The organism is Micromonospora sp. NPDC005220 (genome assembly GCF_040607895.1).
Lineage (GTDB): Bacteria > Actinomycetota > Actinomycetes > Mycobacteriales > Micromonosporaceae > Micromonospora.
On sequence record NZ_JBEXHP010000052.1, the window covers coordinates 26564 to 41245 of the forward strand.

The following is a 14682-nucleotide window of genomic DNA, read 5'->3' on the forward strand; positions in this document are numbered from 1 at the left end:
CCGATCAGTAACCCCGACTGTATTACTCGCGGGTAGGCAGCGACAAGCGGATCACCCAAGTGACGGCGATTACACACCTGCGGGCGCGGCCGCCGAACTCAGCTCTCGGCGGCGCCGACCTCCCAGCTGGGGACGGCCACGGCCGCGCCGGTACGCGCACCGACGTACTCCATCAGGACCAGCGCGATGTCGTCGTCGAGCCGGCCGTGCACCCACTCGACCAGGGCGGTCTCCAGCGACGCCAGCCCGTCCGCGACCGTGCCGTGGCCGAGCAGTCGCCAGGCCCGGTCGGCGGTGGGAAAGAACTCGCCGTCCCGCCGCGCCTCGCCGAGGCCGTCGGTGAACAGCAGCAGCCGGTCCCCGGGCTCCAGCCGTTCGACCCGGGGGCGGACCACCGGCATGAACCCGAGCGGAGGCGCCGGGGCCGGCGGTTCCAGCGGGATCACCGCGCCCCGGCGCAGCAGCAGCGGAGGCGGATGCCCGCAGTTGACGATCGTGAGGGTGCCGCCACGCTCCTCGACCAGCGCCGCCGTGACGAAGTCCTCGTCGCCGACGTTGCGGGCCACCGCGCGGTCCAGGTCGGCGACGACGGCCCGCAGGTCGGCCCGCTCGTACGCCACATGTCGGTAGGAGCCGAGGACGATGCTGGCCAGCCGGACCGCGTCCAACCCCTTGCCGCGCACATCACCGATGATCATGCGTACGCCGTAGGGCGTGTCGATCGCCTCGTACAGGTCGCCGCCGATCTCCGCCGTGGCGGTGGAGGAGATGTAGCGTCCGGCGACCGAGAGCGTGCCGACCTGCGGCCCGAGCGGGCGCAACACCGCCTGCTGGGCCACCGCGGCGAGCTTGGTCAGCTCGATGATCCGCTCGGCCTGCCGCTGGCGAACCCACGCCACCGCCACGGCCAGGCCGGTGGCGAGCGCGACCGCGACAACGTTGACCGAGATGACCAACGAGACCTTCGGCGCGACCAGCGCGAAGCCGACGCCGATCAGCGTCGCCGCGACACCCACCCCCAGGACCACCAGCCAGGACGCCAGGGCGGCGGCGAGAACCGGCGCGGCCGCCAGCAGCGCCACGTAGTGCACCTTACGGCCGTCCGAGGCCTCCACCGCCGACACGATCGCGAGCAGGATGAGGGCCGCGCCGAGGCCGGCGCGGGATCCGGGGCTCAGCGGGCGACGGCCCGACTGGAGGAGTCGCGTGGGTACGAGGGACAGTTTGCCTGATCCACGTGAACCGGTGAATGAACCTGACCCGTCGTCCGAGGAGGTTCTGTCCGGCCGGCCCAGTCGACCGGCCGAATCGGCGTCGCCCGTCCAGCTCAGCCGAGGACCTCGTAGCGGACGGTGAGCGCGCCCACGTCGACCGAGGCGATGCTGGCGAAGGCGGCCCGGGAGAGGTCCAGGCAGCGGCCGTCGATGAACGGGCCGCGGTCGTTGATCCGCACCGTCACCGACTTGCCGTTGGCCGGGTTGGTCACCCGAACCTTGGTGTTGAACGGCAGCGTCTTGTGCGCGGCGGTCAGCGCGTCGGGGTTGAACGACTCACCGTTGGCGGTGAGCTGCCCGTCCGAGTAGAACGAGGCGCCGCACGAACCGCTCTCCAGCACCTTCGCCGCCACAGTGGTCTTCTTGGCGGTCGGCGTCGGCTTCGGCTTCGGCTTCGGCGACGCGGTGCGGTCCTTGCTCCGGGAGGCGGCCTGCTGCGACCGGGTCGGCGACGGGCTGGCGGTCACGCTGGGCGAGACGCTGACGCTCGGGGCCGGGGAGCTGGGGGTGAGGCTGCTCGCGGCGGTGGTCGGGGTGAGGTCGAGAGCTGCCTGCCCCGACTGGTCGGGGCCGGAGACCAGCTGCACGGCGCCGACCGTGCCCCCGACGGCGAGGGCGACGCCGACCGCCGCGGTGGCCACGATGCCCGCCGGGGAGGAGAAGATGCGGGTACGGGAGTGCTTGCCTGCCACCGGCCCGGTCCTTTCGTCGTCTGAACAAACCGGGTCGGACCGTAACGAGAGAAGCACTTCCGAAGTCAACGTGATCATGGTTGTTTGCCCGTATTTGCACAGGTACGTGTAGCCGATCATCCGACCCGAGGTGGGCCGGGTGGCCCGGGTGCCGCCACACCCACCGCCGGTGCCGCAGGATGAGCGGATGCCCGCCGATCTGACCGAACGCCTGGCCACCCTGTTCCAGTGGATCGACCCCGGCTCGGGCACCAGTCACCTGGTCAGCGACATCTCCGGTTGGTGGCGGGACCCAGCGGTCCTGGCCGAACTGGGGCCGGCCCTGGTGGCGCCGTACCGGGCCGCCCGGCCCACCGTGGTGCTCGCGCCGGCCGTCACCGGGCTACTGCTCGGGCCGTTGGCCGCCACCGCCCTCGGGGTCGGCTTCGTGGCTGCCCACAAGCCCAGTGACGGGCGACTGCCGGCCGGGTCGCTCACCTGGGCGCAGAGCCCCCCGGACTACCGGGGCCGACGGGTCGACCTCGCCGTACGGGACCGGCACCTCGGCCCCGACGACCGGGTGCTGGTGGTGGACGACTGGGTGCGTACCGGTGCGCAGCTACGCGCCCTCTACGACATCTGCGCCGCACGGGGCGCCGAGGTGCTGGGAACCGCCGTGGTGGCAGTGGACTGCCCGCCCGACGTCGCGGCAGACCTACGGATCACCGGCCTGATCGACGCCGCGGATCTGCCCGCTTGACCTGAAGCCGGCGGAGGTCTTCGCCCGCGCGGCCCGGCACGGCGACGAGCACGTGGTCAAGCTTGCCGACGCGATCCTGGACGCGTACGCGGCCAGTGGTGACGAGCGACTTCTCACCGCACCCGGCTACGCCGGCCAGTTGATCTGAGCGGGGCGACGCGTATTGCGGCGGCGTCCCGGGCCGTGCTGGCCTAGCCTCGGCAGGATGTGGCCTCGGATCGGTGAACTGCGCGCCCTCGCCCTCGGCACCCCCGGTGAGTTGCGGGCAACCCTCAACACCCTGGTGCTGGCCGGGGTGAAGACCGCGACGGCCGGCCGGCTCGCCGAGTACGCGGAAGAGGGCGAGGAGTTGGAGCACGTCGGCGAACGCCTGGCGCTGGTCGACGACGACAACGCGCTGGCCGGCGTCGTGGAGATCACCGGAGTCGAGGTGGTCCGCTTCGCCGACGTGCCCTGGGACTTCGCGCACGCCGAGGGCGAGGGTGACCGCTCGATCGAGGAGTGGCGGGCCGGGCATTCGGCCTACTGGGCACGGCTCGGCACGCCTGTCGACGGCGACACCCCGATCGTCTGCCTCCGCTTCCGGCTGGTCTCCGGCGGCGAGGGCGGGGTGGCCAGCGGCGACCTCGGCACCTGACGCGGCGGCCCCAGCCAGGTCGGGCACAGCCAGGCGCGGCGGCCCTCAGCCGGGCGCGGGTGGGCGCGGCGGCCTCAGCCGCGTAGGTGTGGCAGTAGCCGCGTCGCCACGTCCACCAGGATGGCCTCGTCACCGGCGTACCAGCTGCTGGTGCGCGGCCAGTGCGTCACCACGTCGGTGAAGCCCAACTCGGCGGCGCGGCCGACCTGATCGGCGAAGAACTGTGCGCTGCTGAGCGAGAAGACCGGCGCCGCGTCCAGCGAGAGATAGCGGTCCAGGCTGGCCGGATCGCGGCCGGCCTCGTCCAGGGTCCGGTCCATCCGCGCGGACAGCGCCGACACGCTGGCCCACCAACCCGCCAGGTCGTTGTCGTCACCGGTGCCGGTGGTCACCCAACCCTGCCCGAAACGGGCCACCAACCGCATCGACCGTGGCCCGTTGGCAGCCACCACGAACGGCACCCGAGGCTGCTGCACGCAGCCGGGGTTGTTGCGGGCATCCACAGCGGCGAACCAGTCGCCACGCCAGGTGGTGCCGTCCTTTCGCAGGATCAGGTCCAACAGTTCGGTGAACTCGGCGAACCGGTCGACCCGCTGCCGCGGTGGCAACGTCTCAGCACCCAGCACCGCCGAGTCGAAGCCGATGCCGCCCGCGCCCAGGCCGAGCAGCAACCGGCCGGCGGAGACGTCGTCAACAGTGGTGATCTGCCGAGCGAACGCGGCCGGGTGCCGGAAGTTCGGCGACGCCACGAGGGTGCCCAGCCGGATCCGCGAGGTCACCGTGGCGGCGGCCGTCAACGTGGACATCGAGTCGAACCACGGGCCGTCGACCAGGTCCCGCCAACCCAGGTGGTCGTACGTCCAGGCGTGGTCGAAGCCCCACTCGTCGACCTGCCGCCAGCGACGCTGCGACTCCGCCCACCGCTGGTCCGGCAGGATCACGATGCCAATCCGCATGATCGCCAGCCTAGCCGGGCCGGACTTCCGCGCCCTAGCATCATGCCCATGCAGGGGACCCGGCCAGCCGTGCGGCCGGCGAGCCTTTCTGACGTGCCGGCGCTGGTGGAGTTGCGCCTGGCGAACGCCGAAGCGCACCTCGCACTCGACCCCGACACCTACCGCCTGCCGCAACGCGAGGCGGTCATCGAGCACTTCACCACCGTCCTCAATGACACGACCGGCCGGAGCGCGGTTCTTGTCGCGGAGCAGGGCGGGCAGGTGGTCGGGATGGTCGAGGTGCTGCCCCTACCCGAGCCGCCGGCGCACCAGATCCTCCGCCCCGAGCCCTCGGCGCAGATCCACACGGTGGTGCTCGGCGCGGCCCGGGGCCGTGGGGTCGGCTCTGCGCTGCTCGACGCGGCGGACCGGTGGGCGGCCGAGCACGGGATCACCAACCTGTCGGCCGGCATCCACCACCGCAACGCCGGCGCGGTGCGCTTCTACCGCCACCACGGATACGCGCCATCCGGCACCGCGTGGAGCAGGCGACCCGCCGATTAGGGCCGGCGTCCGGGACACCGTCGCCGCCGGACCTTGGCTACGGTTCGGCCATGGACATACAGGCACGCCGGACCGACACGGTACGGGCGTTCGGCACCCTATCCGTGGTGGCGGGTTTCGTGGTTTCGCTGCTCAGCATGCCGTCCAGCTATGAGCCGCTGAAGCCGCAGATCCTGGCCGCGTTCCTCATCCTGACCGGTCTCGGCCTGCGGATCGAGGCGGCGATCGCCGACCGGAAGTCCTAGATCCACCGTTGCCGCCGGCCCGTAATCTCCGGGGATGCCCGCCGAAGCAGCTGCCGCCCGCGTATCCCGGAATCGCCGTACGCGCCGGGTCCGCACGGTGGCGTTGCTGGTCGGGGTGGTCGTTCCGTCCCTCGTGCTCCGCGAGCTGATCGAGTCGCGGTTCGGCCGAAGGCCGATGGCCGACCTCAGCGCGGTCGCGGTGCCGATGGCGGCGACCGCGTGGCTCGCGCCGTACGCCTCCTACCGGCGACGTGACGCCCTGCTCTGGCTGGTGGGCCCGGGCGATGAGTGACATGCGTCACACTGATTCCCGGTAGGGGCATCGCGCTCGGCTCCGACCTCTCGGCGAGCGGCACCCGGACGGGGTGGCGACCGAGGAGAGGACCAGGCGCGATGACGAAGGTGACCGCACAGCTGTCGGTGTCGGTGGACGGCTTCTACGCCGGCCCACGGTTCGACGGGAACGGCGACTGGATGGACTCGGAGGAGAGCGCGAAATTCTTCCGGGTCACCCGGTGGGTTACCGAAGCGGCGGCCTGGCGGGAACGACAGGGCTTCGCCGGCGGTGAACAGGACACCAACTCCGAGGTGATCGCCGAGTCGTTCGGCGCGGCCGGCGCGTACGTGATGGGACGCCGGATGGCCGACGGGGGTGAGGTCCCCTGGGGTGACGAGCCGCCGTTTCGCGCACCGGTCTTCGTCGTCACCCACCGCCCCCGTCAGCGGCTGCTGAAGGGAGGGGGCACCAGCTTCACCTACGTCACCGATGGCGTGGCCAGCGCGGTCGAGCAGGCGCGCGCCGTGGCCGGTGGCAGGGACGTCGCGGTGGCCGGGGGCGGCAGCCTGGTGCGGCAGGTACTCAAGGCCGGCCTGCTGGACGAGTTGGAGCTGCACGTCGTACCAGTCGTGCTCGGCACCGGCCTGCGGCTCTTCGACGCGGACCTCGACCTGGCCGACCGGGAGGCGGTCGAACTGACGCCGACCCGCGTCCTCACCACCCCACAGGTGACCCACATCCGGTACGCGGTGCGTGGTCGCGCCCCGCTCGTGCTCGATGACCGGGGCAGCGGTGGCGGCCCGACGGTGATCGCGAACTGAGCCACGGCCCATCGAAGGAAGGAGAGATCATGGCGCAACTGTTGCGGGTGCAGTGCTTCAACGTCTCGCGCGACGGGTTCGGTACCGGTGAGGGGCAGAGCCTGGAACGGCCCTTCGGCCACGCGGACCCCACCCCCCTGTTCTCCTGGCGTGCCGCCACCGCCAGCTTCGTGTACCGCACCGAGCCGGGCGGCACTCGCGGCCTGGACGACTACCTGACCCGCGACGCCGAGTGCAACATCGGCGCGGAGATCATGGGTCGCAACAAGTTCGGCCCCCAGCGTGGCCCCTGGGAGAACCACGAGTGGCAGGGATGGTGGGGGGACAACCCGCCGTTCCACACGCCGGTCTTCGTGCTCACCCACCACGAACGCCCGTCGTTCACCCTGGCCGACACCACATTCCACTTTCTCGACGCCAGCCCGACCGAGGCGCTGGCTCGGGCGAAGCAGGCAGCCGCCGGTCGGGACGTCCGCCTCGGTGGTGGGGTGGCGACCATCCGCGAGTTCCTCGAGGCCGACCTGGTCGACACGATGCACATCGCCGTCGCGCCCGTCGACCTGCACCGGGGCGAGCGGTTGTGGGACAGCCCCGACGAACTGCTCGACCGCTTTCACCTCGAGTCGGTGCCCAGCCCCAGCGGAGTCACCCATCTCCTGTTCTGGAAACGATGACCGCGCTCCTGCCCGGCAGGGTCGGCTACAGCCGGGCCAACACCAGCAACCGGTTGCCGTCGGGGTCGGTGACCCGGGCGGAGCGCTCACCCCAGGGCTGGTCGACCGGCTCCTCGGTGACCGTCGCGCCACCCGTACGCAGCGCGCCCACTGCTGCGTCGCAGTCGTCGGCGTAGACGCACAACTCCCAGCGGTGCGAGTCGGCCGGCTCGCCAGCCTCCGGGTTGGCGGCCAGGCCGAGCTCACTGCTGCCCAGCCGGAGGGCGACGAACTCCGGAACGCCCTCGTCCGGGAACCGGTAGGTCAGCTCGAAACCGACCACGTCCCGGTAGAACGCGATCAGTCGTGGCAGGTCGGGTGTCGTCACGATCGGGAAAGCTTCGGTGAACACGGACCACCTCCAAGCCGGACCCTAGCCGGTGCCGTGGTCCAGCAGGAACCACCGGAACCTGTGGCCCGGCCTCAACCATTTCCGGAACGGGTGGCGTTCTACCTGGCGAGGGGGTGGGGATGACCGAGACGTTCCACGAGTTCGTGGTGCACCGCACGCCGGCGCTGTCCCGGACGGCCTACCTGCTCACCGGCGACCACCAGCTCGCCGAGGACCTGTTGCAGAGCGCCCTGGCCCGGACGTACCGGCACTGGCGGCGGATCCGCGACGGCGACCCCGAGGCGTACGTGCGGCGGGCGATGTACCACCAGCAGGTCTCCTGGTGGAGGCGTCGCCGACTGACCGAGCGCTTGGAGGCACAGCCCACCGACCGGCCCGGCGACGACCACTCCGAGGCGACCGCGCTGCGGCTGAGCCTGGTGCACGCACTGCGCGGGCTCACCCCTCGTCAGCGCGCCGTGATCGTGCTGCGCTTCTACGAGGACCTGACCGAGGCTCAGGCGGCCGCGGTGCTCGGCTGCTCGGTCGGCACCGTCAAGCGGCACGGCCACGACGCCATCCGCCGGCTGCGTGCGACCGCCCTCGACCTGGTCGACCCGACGGTGGAGAGGAGCCAGCAGTGACCGCCCGACTCCGCGAGACGCTGCACGCCGCCGCGGCCGACGTCCCCGCCTACCCGGTCTACGAACGAGCGCTCGCCACCGCCCGCCGCTCCCGCCGCCGGGCCGTCCTCGCCACTGTCGCGGCGCTCGTGCTCGTCGCGCTGACCGGGGCGGTGCTCCCGCTGACGCGTACCCCTGCAGTGGATCCGGCGGCCGGCGCGGACGCCGCGCTGCCCGACCGGATCGCGCTGCCACCGCTCGGAGCGCTGCACGCCACCGACCGACCCCGGCTCGGGCCGGCGTCGGTCATCTTCAGCGGTCAGGCGGCACGTCTCCAGGGCTGGGATGAGGACGGGATCGTCGGTGTGGTCAGCGCCGACTCCGACCGCTACCGGACCTTCTCGATGGGTTACGAGGCACCCGTCGGCGAGCAGGTGATCCTGTCCCCGGACGGCCGCTACGTGGCCCGGCCCGCCGGTCTCTCCGAGGACGGCCGGGTCGACATCATCGACCTCGTCACCGGTCGTACCCGGCAGTTGCACAGCAAGGTCGCCGACAGCGTGGGGACGACCCCCCGGGCCTGGTCCCCGGACGGCAGGCAGCTGGTGGTCGACGACACCGTGCCGACCGACCCGATGCGCAGCAGCTACCGGCGGGTGCTGAGCATCGTCACGCTTGACGGCGAACGCTGGACCCAGCTGGCCGACGGCGGCCAACAGCCGATCTTCGGCGCACCCGTCGCCTTCGCCCCGCAAGGTGCACGCGTCGCGTACCAGATCGGTCGGGTCGTGACGGTCGCCGACCCGGACGGCCGGACGGTGTCCTCCTTCGAGCTGCCCGCCGAGAGCTGGCTGGCCGGCAAGGGGGCCTGGGCGACCGACGGAACGTTGACGCTGATCAGCCGGAAGGCCGGCACCACCGACTGGAGCCTGCGCCGGGTCGACCCCGGCACCGGCCGGGACACCGCCCCGCTGCCCCTGCCCGGTGTCACCGGCGTGACCACCATCCGGCTGCTCGGCTGGGGCCCGGACGGGTCCGCGCTGGTGGTCGCCTACCAGCCCGAACCCCTCAGCCCGGACCGGTTCGACCAGCCGCTGGAGCTGGACCAGCGCACCGCCTACCCCAATGTGCGCAGCGTACGGGTGCTGGCGTTGACGCCCGACGCCACCGCGCCACGAACCCTGATGACCGCCCCGGAGCAGATCCTCGCCGTCGACGTCGCGGACAGCGTGATCAGCGCCGGCCGTACTCGCGCCGCGAACCCACCCGGTGGGGTGGGTGGGCGATTCTGGTTCTGGACGATTCTGATCACCGTCGTGACCGCTGGCATCGTCGTCTACCGCAGTCGCAGCCGGCTGGCACTCTGGCTCGACGACCGGCGCGTCCGGCGAGCGCGCTGACACGCCCGCACGACAGGTCAACCGGTTTGGTCGACCCGGGTGGCGTTGTCGTACGACTCGCGGGCGTCGAGCAACTCGTCCCAATGCTGCTCGGTCCAGGCACATGCCGCCGCGATCGGTTCCAGCATGCTGCGACCCACCGGCGTCAGCTCGTACTCCACGTGCGGGGTGACATCGGCGAAGACGGTGCGCTTGACCAGCCCGTCGCGTTCGAGGGAGCGCAGCGACTGGGTGAGCACCTTGGGAGTGACGCGGCGCAGCGGCACGCGCAGCTCCGAGAACCGGCGAGGCCCCTGCTCAAGGCAGCGGATGATGAGCGCCGCCCACTTGTCGCCGAACCGGATCGGGTTGAGCGAGGACGGGCACAGCTCGTCGAACATGTCGGCGGGCAGAGGTTGCCTCATCGCCCAACGATAACTGGTATCCCGGAGGTAACCACGACCCTCGATAGCGTCGGCGAACCGGCCGAGCACACCGGCTCCGGCCCTGGTGAGAGGCGTAACTCATGAAGATCGTGGTCTTCGGCGCGGGCGGTCGGGCCGGACGGCAGGCCGTCGCCGAGGCGCGTCGACGCGACCATCAGGTCACCGCAGTGGTACGCGACCCCGCCCGCCACGGCGACCTCACCGACGTGCACCTGGTGGCCGGCGACATCACTGACGTCGGTGGCGTTGCGCAGGCAGCCGCCGGGCAGGACGCCGCCATCGCTGCCGCAGTCGATCTGTCCGTGGCACCGCACGACTTCTTCACCGCAGCGTCGCGCGCCCTGGCCACCGGTCTGGTGAAGGCGGGCGTACGCCGGCTGGTGGTGGTCGGCCTCGCCTCGATCATGCCCGGGGCGTCCGGTGCCGCCCTGATGGACGAGCCCGGCTACCCGAACCAGTACCGGTCCTTCTACCTGGGCCACGCCGCCGGCCTCGACGAGCTTCGGACCTCGGACCTCGACTGGGCCTACCTGGCCCCGGCGGGCGACTTCGACCACGATGGCCCCCGCACCGGCCGCTACCGGATCGCCGAACACGGCGACGCGGCCAGCCGGATCAGCTACGCGGACTTCACCATCGCGCTGCTCGACGAGATCGAGACGCCGCGCCACCACCGCGCCGCCGCGAGCGTCCGGGAGCGGTGATGCCCTCCGTTCACGACAGTCCGAACGCCTGGGTGGCGGAGCACATCCGGCGCTTCGAGGAGACCGGAGGCCGGCCACGGCCCGGCGTGAACGACCTGCTCCTGACGACCCGGGGTCGGAAGACCGGCGAGCTGCGCCGCACCGCGCTGGTCTACGCACGCGACGGCGACCGCTACGTGCTGGCCGCCTCCAACCGCGGCGCGGAGCACCACCCCGCGTGGTACCTGAACCTGGTCGCCGACCCGTACGTAACGGTGCAGGTCGGTACGGAGACCTTCACCGCGTACGCGCGACCCGCCAGCGCCGAGGAGCGTCCACGCCTGTGGCGCCTGATGGTCTCGGCCATGGCGGAGTACGCGGCCTATCAGCAACGGATCACCCGGGAGATCCCCGTGATTCTGCTGGAACCCGTCCCGAAATGAGATGCGGACCGGCTGGCACACCTGTTGGATCTCGACATGGAGCATGAGCTTGTTCGTCCCCGGAAGGCACGTCCCGGGGACCACCTCGCGGTCGTCTCACCGTCCTTCGCCGCGGCCGGTGCCTATCCGGCGATCCACGAGCAGGCCATGCGACGGCTCGCTGACCTGACCGGCCTCGTACCTGTCGAATACCCCACCACCCGCCAGGTGGGTGCGAGCGCGGCAGCGCGGGCGGCGGACATCAACGCCGCCTTCGCGGACCCGCAGGTACGCGGCATTCTCGCCGTCATCGGAGGCGACGACCAGATCACGGTCATCCCCCACCTGGACGCCGACCTGGCCCGAGCCGACCCGAAGCCGTTCCTCGGCACCAGCGACAACACCAACCTGCACCACTGGCTCTGGAGCCTCGGCATCGCCAGCTTCTACGGCGGATCATCCCAGGTGCACCTCGGCCCCGGGCCTGCCGTTGACGACATCCACGTCCGATCGCTGCGAGCGGCGTTACTCACCGGGGAGCGGCTGGAGATCACCGATCCGGGTGAGTCCGAGGACATCGGCATCGACTGGGCAGATCCGCAGGCGTTGAAGTCCACCGGAGAGCGCGAACCGACCGAGCCGTGGAGCTGGTACGGGCCGCGCCGCGCGGTCACCGGCCGTACCTGGGGCGGCTGCCTGGAGGTCATCCAGTGGATCCTGACGGCGGGACGCTTCCCGTTTCCCCCGGAGGTTATGCAGGGCGGGGTGCTGATCATCGAGACGTCGGAGAAGCTTCTCCCCGCCCGCGAGGTCGGCTGGATCGTCCGATCACTGGGCGAACGCGGTCTCCTCAGCGCCGTCGACGCGGTAGTGGTCGCCCGTCCGCCGGTCTCCGACCACACCCGTCGGCCCACTGCTGCGGAGCGGGCGCGGCTACGCGAACAGCAGCGCGACACGGTGGTCGACCTGGTGACCCGGTACAACCCCGAGGCGGTGGTCTGCGTCGGCGTCCCGTTCGGCCACACCAAACCACAGTGGATCCTCCCCCACGGCGGCCCGGTCACCGTCGATGGCGTGGAACGCCGCATCTTCGCCGACTACCGATAGGAAGGCATGGAACCGACACAGACGGCGCTGATCGTGCCGATACCCGAGGCCGAGGAGGCGGTGGGCCGGTTCCGGGCATCGCTCGACCGGGCGGCCTCGTGGGGCGTGCCAGCGCATGTGACCGTCCTCTACCCGTTCCTGCCTCCGCAGCAGATCAACGAGCAGAACTTGGCCGCGCTGCGCGACACCATTGCCGGGATACCCCGGTTCGATGTCGCGCTGACGCATGTCGACTGGTTCGGTGACGCGGTCGTCTGGCTCGCCCCGCAGCCAGATCGTCCCTTCCGCGACCTCACCGGTGCAGTGTGGCGACGGTTCCCCGAGGCACCTCCGTACGCCGGGGCGCACAGCGATGTGGTGCCGCACCTGACCATCGGTCATGACGCCGGCAGGCCCGTGCTGAGCCACGCCGCGGACACCGTCGCCGAGCACCTACCGATCAAGGCGGCCATCGACCGGGTCCGGCTGATCGCCGGCACACCGGACGTCAGCCCGTGGCGCACCGTCTGCGAGTTCCCGTTGGGCGCCCCAGCCCCAGCAGTTGGTACGGGTTTCCAGGCGCTCTCGGCCTGACCTCCAGGCACGGCCGGTGGCCGGATCCCCCCGGACGCCCCGCCCGACAGGTCATGGCTTGTCGATCAGCTCGATCAGCGCCGCGGCGCCCTGCCCGATGACCCTGCGATCACCTGCGGCCACCACTGTGATTCGGCGGCAGCCGTCGAGTTCGACGTAGGCGCGGGGGTCGCTGCCGGTCATTGGCCTCAACACCGCGAAGCGACTGGCGCGGACGTTGCACGGGTTCGCTGGCTCGGGCGCCCGCAGAGCATGCTCTACCGCTGCCCGTCGGTCGCCCCGCAACACCGTCCCGTGCGCTAAGACGCCGGCTGCCTTGCCGTCTTTCTGCTCGCTCCTCGGCACGTCGTAGACGCAGACGCGGACCGTCTGTCCGGCGAGGAACGGCGACCGCAGGGTTCCGGGACGGGCGTCGGGGTCAGGGTCGGGGTCGGCCATCGTCGCCACTTCTGCCATGTCGACCCAGCGCTGGCCGCACCCGGCCATGTCCGGCCGTGCCGATTCGATCTCGGCGAGCGGATGGGTTGCCACGGTGGTCAGCGGCAGGGCATGAAGGGCTTCACTGACTGCGTCCGGGAGATGGTTGTGGCAGGAAGCGAGTGGTATGGCGGGCCGTATCCACCGGCCCTTCGCGTCGACGAGCGCGAGCCAGGGCGCCATCTGCAGGTTCGCCCTGCACGGGACGCCGGGATCCGTTGGCGCGTCGGGCAGGCGGAGCACGGCGGCGAGGGCGGTGAGGGCGGCGACGTCGTCGCTGCGCCGTTCCGTCACCATCACGTCCTTGCCAACGGGTGGTTGCAGCCCGCAGATGACGGCCGCGGCGGGAACGAAGTCGTCGCCGAGGCGGGGCAGGGCGGCTGCCTCCTCGGTCGCAACCGCGAAGCCGCGCGTGACCATCTCCGGTGCGGCCTCCACGCACGAAGTCCACCGCCCCTGACCGGCGGAATCGGCAGCCGCATGGGGTGAAGGGACGCGGTTGAGTATCTGCACCCCTCCGACCCCCAGCCCAACGACAACGGCCACGGCGAGCACGGTGCTTCCGATCAGGAGCTGCCGGTGCCGGCGGACCCGCCTGGCCACCCCGACAACGCGATCCGGTGGCGGCGTCAGGGGCGGGACGGCGTTGGTCAACAGGAGCCTGATGTCCTCATCGTCATGCGTCACTTCTCGACCTCCAGGCGGCGAACAGCTCAGGATCCGGATCGGTACGCAGAATCCGTAGGGCACGGAAGGCCTGCACCTTTACCGTGTTGTGCGAGCAGCCGAGCACCTCCGCTGTCCGCTGCACCGTCAGGTCCTCGACGTAGCGGAGCACCACGATCGCCCGCTGCTGCCGGCTGAGCCGGGCCAGCGCGCGGCGGACCGCGTCCCGGTCGGCGGACTCACCTGCCATGTCGCTGCGTGAGGGCTCGTCCGGTGGCTGGCTTGGAATCTCACCGCGCCAGCGCCGCCGCCACCAGGAGACGTAGGTGGTGAACAACGCTCGACGCAGGTACGCCTCGGGATGCCCGGCACTCTTGATCGTGGCCCAGCGCCGCCAGACGTCCGCCAGGACCGTCTGCAACAGGTCCTCGGCTCGTCCGGCATCACCGGTAAGCAGCCAGGCGGAGCGCAGCAGTGCATCGGAGCGCACGGCGACGAACTCGGCGAAGCCTTCCGGTGGCGCCAGTTCCCGAGGTCGTTGCATGGTGTGTACCTCCCACCACTTGAACGCTCTGGGAGGCCAGCGAGGTTAACGCAGGAACGGCCGGGGTTCGGGATCTTCAGGGTCTTGTCGGCCGCGAGCGCCACTGGCCGCAACAGCATCGAAGGCCCTGGCCAGGAACTCTCGTCCTGACCAGGGCCTTCGTGGTGGAGCGGGTGACGGGAATCGAACCCGCACTGTCAGCTTGGGAAGCTGATGTTCTGCCATTGAACTACACCCGCAAGCGGCACCACTGTACCCGAGTCATCGAACCCGTGCACCCAGGTACCCCCGCCGGCCGGAGGTGTCCGCATACCGCACGGCCCGGGTTGGCCCCGGTTGATCCACTCGACTTCCTGGAAGTCGGGGCATCCGAAGCGCCGCGATACCGCGGTTTCCTTGAAACCGAGTTGATCATGCGGAGGCGGCGGCACGCCGGGCGGGAGGCGGCGGCACGCCGGGCGGGAGGCGGCGGCACGCCGGGCGGGAGGCGGCGGCACGCCGGGCGGGAGGCGGCGGCACGCCGGGCGGGAGGCG

Annotated in this window: 20 protein-coding genes and 1 tRNA gene; 13 read left to right on the forward strand and 8 right to left on the reverse strand. The window is 71.3% G+C overall.

The features are described 5' to 3' along the window. Positions 1-98: 98 nt before the first annotated feature. Positions 99-1223 (reverse strand): PP2C family protein-serine/threonine phosphatase, encoded by a 1125-nt coding sequence (locus tag ABZU52_RS19740; protein ID WP_354972472.1) that lies wholly within the window; start codon positions 1221-1223, stop codon positions 99-101. A gap of 104 nt (positions 1224-1327) precedes the next feature. Further along, positions 1328-1966, reverse strand: a complete 639-nt coding sequence (locus tag ABZU52_RS19745) for a septal ring lytic transglycosylase RlpA family protein (RefSeq protein WP_354972454.1) — start codon at positions 1964-1966, stop codon at positions 1328-1330. A gap of 187 nt (positions 1967-2153) precedes the next feature. Between ABZU52_RS19745 and ABZU52_RS19750 the strand changes: the two genes are divergently transcribed. Further along, positions 2154-2705 carry a phosphoribosyltransferase family protein gene (locus tag ABZU52_RS19750; RefSeq protein WP_354972455.1) on the forward strand — a complete coding sequence of 184 codons (552 nt, stop codon included), beginning with the start codon at positions 2154-2156 and terminating at the stop codon, positions 2703-2705. Positions 2706-2910: 205 nt separating this feature from the next. After that, positions 2911-3342 (forward strand): ASCH domain-containing protein, encoded by a 432-nt coding sequence (locus ABZU52_RS19755; protein WP_196920449.1) that lies wholly within the window; start codon positions 2911-2913, stop codon positions 3340-3342. A gap of 74 nt (positions 3343-3416) precedes the next feature. On the opposite strand, the gene ABZU52_RS19760 is transcribed toward ABZU52_RS19755, so the two are convergent. Next, positions 3417-4298, reverse strand: a complete 882-nt coding sequence (locus ABZU52_RS19760; protein ID WP_354972456.1) for an LLM class flavin-dependent oxidoreductase — start codon at positions 4296-4298, stop codon at positions 3417-3419. 48 nt (positions 4299-4346) lie between these two features. Here ABZU52_RS19760 and ABZU52_RS19765 point away from each other — a divergent pair, with 48 nt between their 5' ends. The 5 genes from ABZU52_RS19765 (at position 4347) to ABZU52_RS19785 (ending at position 6858) form a co-directional block, all read left to right on the forward strand. Continuing rightward, entirely contained in the window at positions 4347-4841 is a 495-nt protein-coding gene (locus ABZU52_RS19765) for a GNAT family N-acetyltransferase (RefSeq protein WP_354972457.1), read from the forward strand. A 50-nt stretch (positions 4842-4891) separates the two neighbouring features. Beyond that, on the forward strand, positions 4892-5086 hold the full coding sequence (locus ABZU52_RS19770) for a hypothetical protein (protein WP_354972458.1): 195 nt from the start codon (positions 4892-4894) through the stop codon (positions 5084-5086). 34 nt (positions 5087-5120) lie between these two features. Next, complete coding sequence (locus ABZU52_RS19775; RefSeq protein ID WP_354972459.1) at positions 5121-5378, forward strand: hypothetical protein; 258 nt, start codon at positions 5121-5123, stop codon at positions 5376-5378. Positions 5379-5479: 101 nt separating this feature from the next. Further along, entirely contained in the window at positions 5480-6184 is a 705-nt protein-coding gene (locus ABZU52_RS19780) for a dihydrofolate reductase family protein (RefSeq protein ID WP_354972460.1), read from the forward strand. Positions 6185-6213: 29 nt separating this feature from the next. Beyond that, positions 6214-6858 (forward strand): dihydrofolate reductase family protein, encoded by a 645-nt coding sequence (locus ABZU52_RS19785; RefSeq protein ID WP_354972461.1) that lies wholly within the window; start codon positions 6214-6216, stop codon positions 6856-6858. A gap of 25 nt (positions 6859-6883) precedes the next feature. Here the strand turns inward: ABZU52_RS19785 and ABZU52_RS19790 are convergent, their stop codons facing one another. Then, positions 6884-7249 (reverse strand): VOC family protein, encoded by a 366-nt coding sequence (locus tag ABZU52_RS19790; RefSeq protein WP_354972462.1) that lies wholly within the window; start codon positions 7247-7249, stop codon positions 6884-6886. A gap of 119 nt (positions 7250-7368) precedes the next feature. On the opposite strand from ABZU52_RS19790, the gene ABZU52_RS19795 reads away from it, so the two are divergent. Then, the gene (locus tag ABZU52_RS19795) at positions 7369-7872 is read left to right on the forward strand and encodes a SigE family RNA polymerase sigma factor (RefSeq protein ID WP_354972463.1); all 504 of its coding nucleotides are present in this window, start codon (positions 7369-7371) and stop codon (positions 7870-7872) included. Beyond that, positions 7869-9251, forward strand: coding sequence for a hypothetical protein (locus ABZU52_RS19800; RefSeq protein ID WP_354972464.1), 1383 nt, complete (start codon positions 7869-7871; stop codon positions 9249-9251). Before ABZU52_RS19795 ends, ABZU52_RS19800 begins: the two co-directional genes overlap by 4 nt. Before the next feature lie 17 nt (positions 9252-9268). Here the strand turns inward: ABZU52_RS19800 and ABZU52_RS19805 are convergent, their stop codons facing one another. Further along, the gene (locus ABZU52_RS19805; protein WP_354972465.1) at positions 9269-9655 is read right to left on the reverse strand and encodes a helix-turn-helix domain-containing protein; all 387 of its coding nucleotides are present in this window, start codon (positions 9653-9655) and stop codon (positions 9269-9271) included. Between the two features lie 101 nt (positions 9656-9756). On the opposite strand from ABZU52_RS19805, the gene ABZU52_RS19810 reads away from it, so the two are divergent. From ABZU52_RS19810 to ABZU52_RS19825, 4 genes are all read left to right on the forward strand, one after another. Continuing rightward, complete coding sequence (locus ABZU52_RS19810) at positions 9757-10380, forward strand: NAD(P)H-binding protein (RefSeq protein ID WP_354972466.1); 624 nt, start codon at positions 9757-9759, stop codon at positions 10378-10380. Further along, positions 10380-10802 (forward strand): nitroreductase family deazaflavin-dependent oxidoreductase, encoded by a 423-nt coding sequence (locus ABZU52_RS19815; RefSeq protein WP_354972467.1) that lies wholly within the window; start codon positions 10380-10382, stop codon positions 10800-10802. The genes ABZU52_RS19810 and ABZU52_RS19815 overlap by 1 nt, the downstream gene beginning before the upstream one ends. Positions 10803-10949: 147 nt before the next feature. Next, positions 10950-11888, forward strand: a complete 939-nt coding sequence (locus tag ABZU52_RS19820) for an LD-carboxypeptidase (protein WP_354972473.1) — start codon at positions 10950-10952, stop codon at positions 11886-11888. Between the two features lie 6 nt (positions 11889-11894). Continuing rightward, complete coding sequence (locus tag ABZU52_RS19825; RefSeq protein WP_354972468.1) at positions 11895-12461, forward strand: 2'-5' RNA ligase family protein; 567 nt, start codon at positions 11895-11897, stop codon at positions 12459-12461. A 51-nt stretch (positions 12462-12512) separates the two neighbouring features. Here ABZU52_RS19825 and ABZU52_RS19830 read toward each other — a convergent pair whose 3' ends face one another. From ABZU52_RS19830 to ABZU52_RS19840, 3 genes are all read right to left on the reverse strand, one after another. Further along, positions 12513-13625, reverse strand: coding sequence for a hypothetical protein (locus ABZU52_RS19830; RefSeq protein ID WP_354972469.1), 1113 nt, complete (start codon positions 13623-13625; stop codon positions 12513-12515). Then, entirely contained in the window at positions 13615-14148 is a 534-nt protein-coding gene (locus ABZU52_RS19835) for a SigE family RNA polymerase sigma factor (protein WP_354972470.1), read from the reverse strand. Before ABZU52_RS19835 ends, ABZU52_RS19830 begins: the two co-directional genes overlap by 11 nt. A 165-nt stretch (positions 14149-14313) precedes the next feature. Beyond that, positions 14314-14387, reverse strand: a tRNA-Gly gene (locus ABZU52_RS19840). Positions 14388-14682 lie beyond the last annotated feature (295 nt).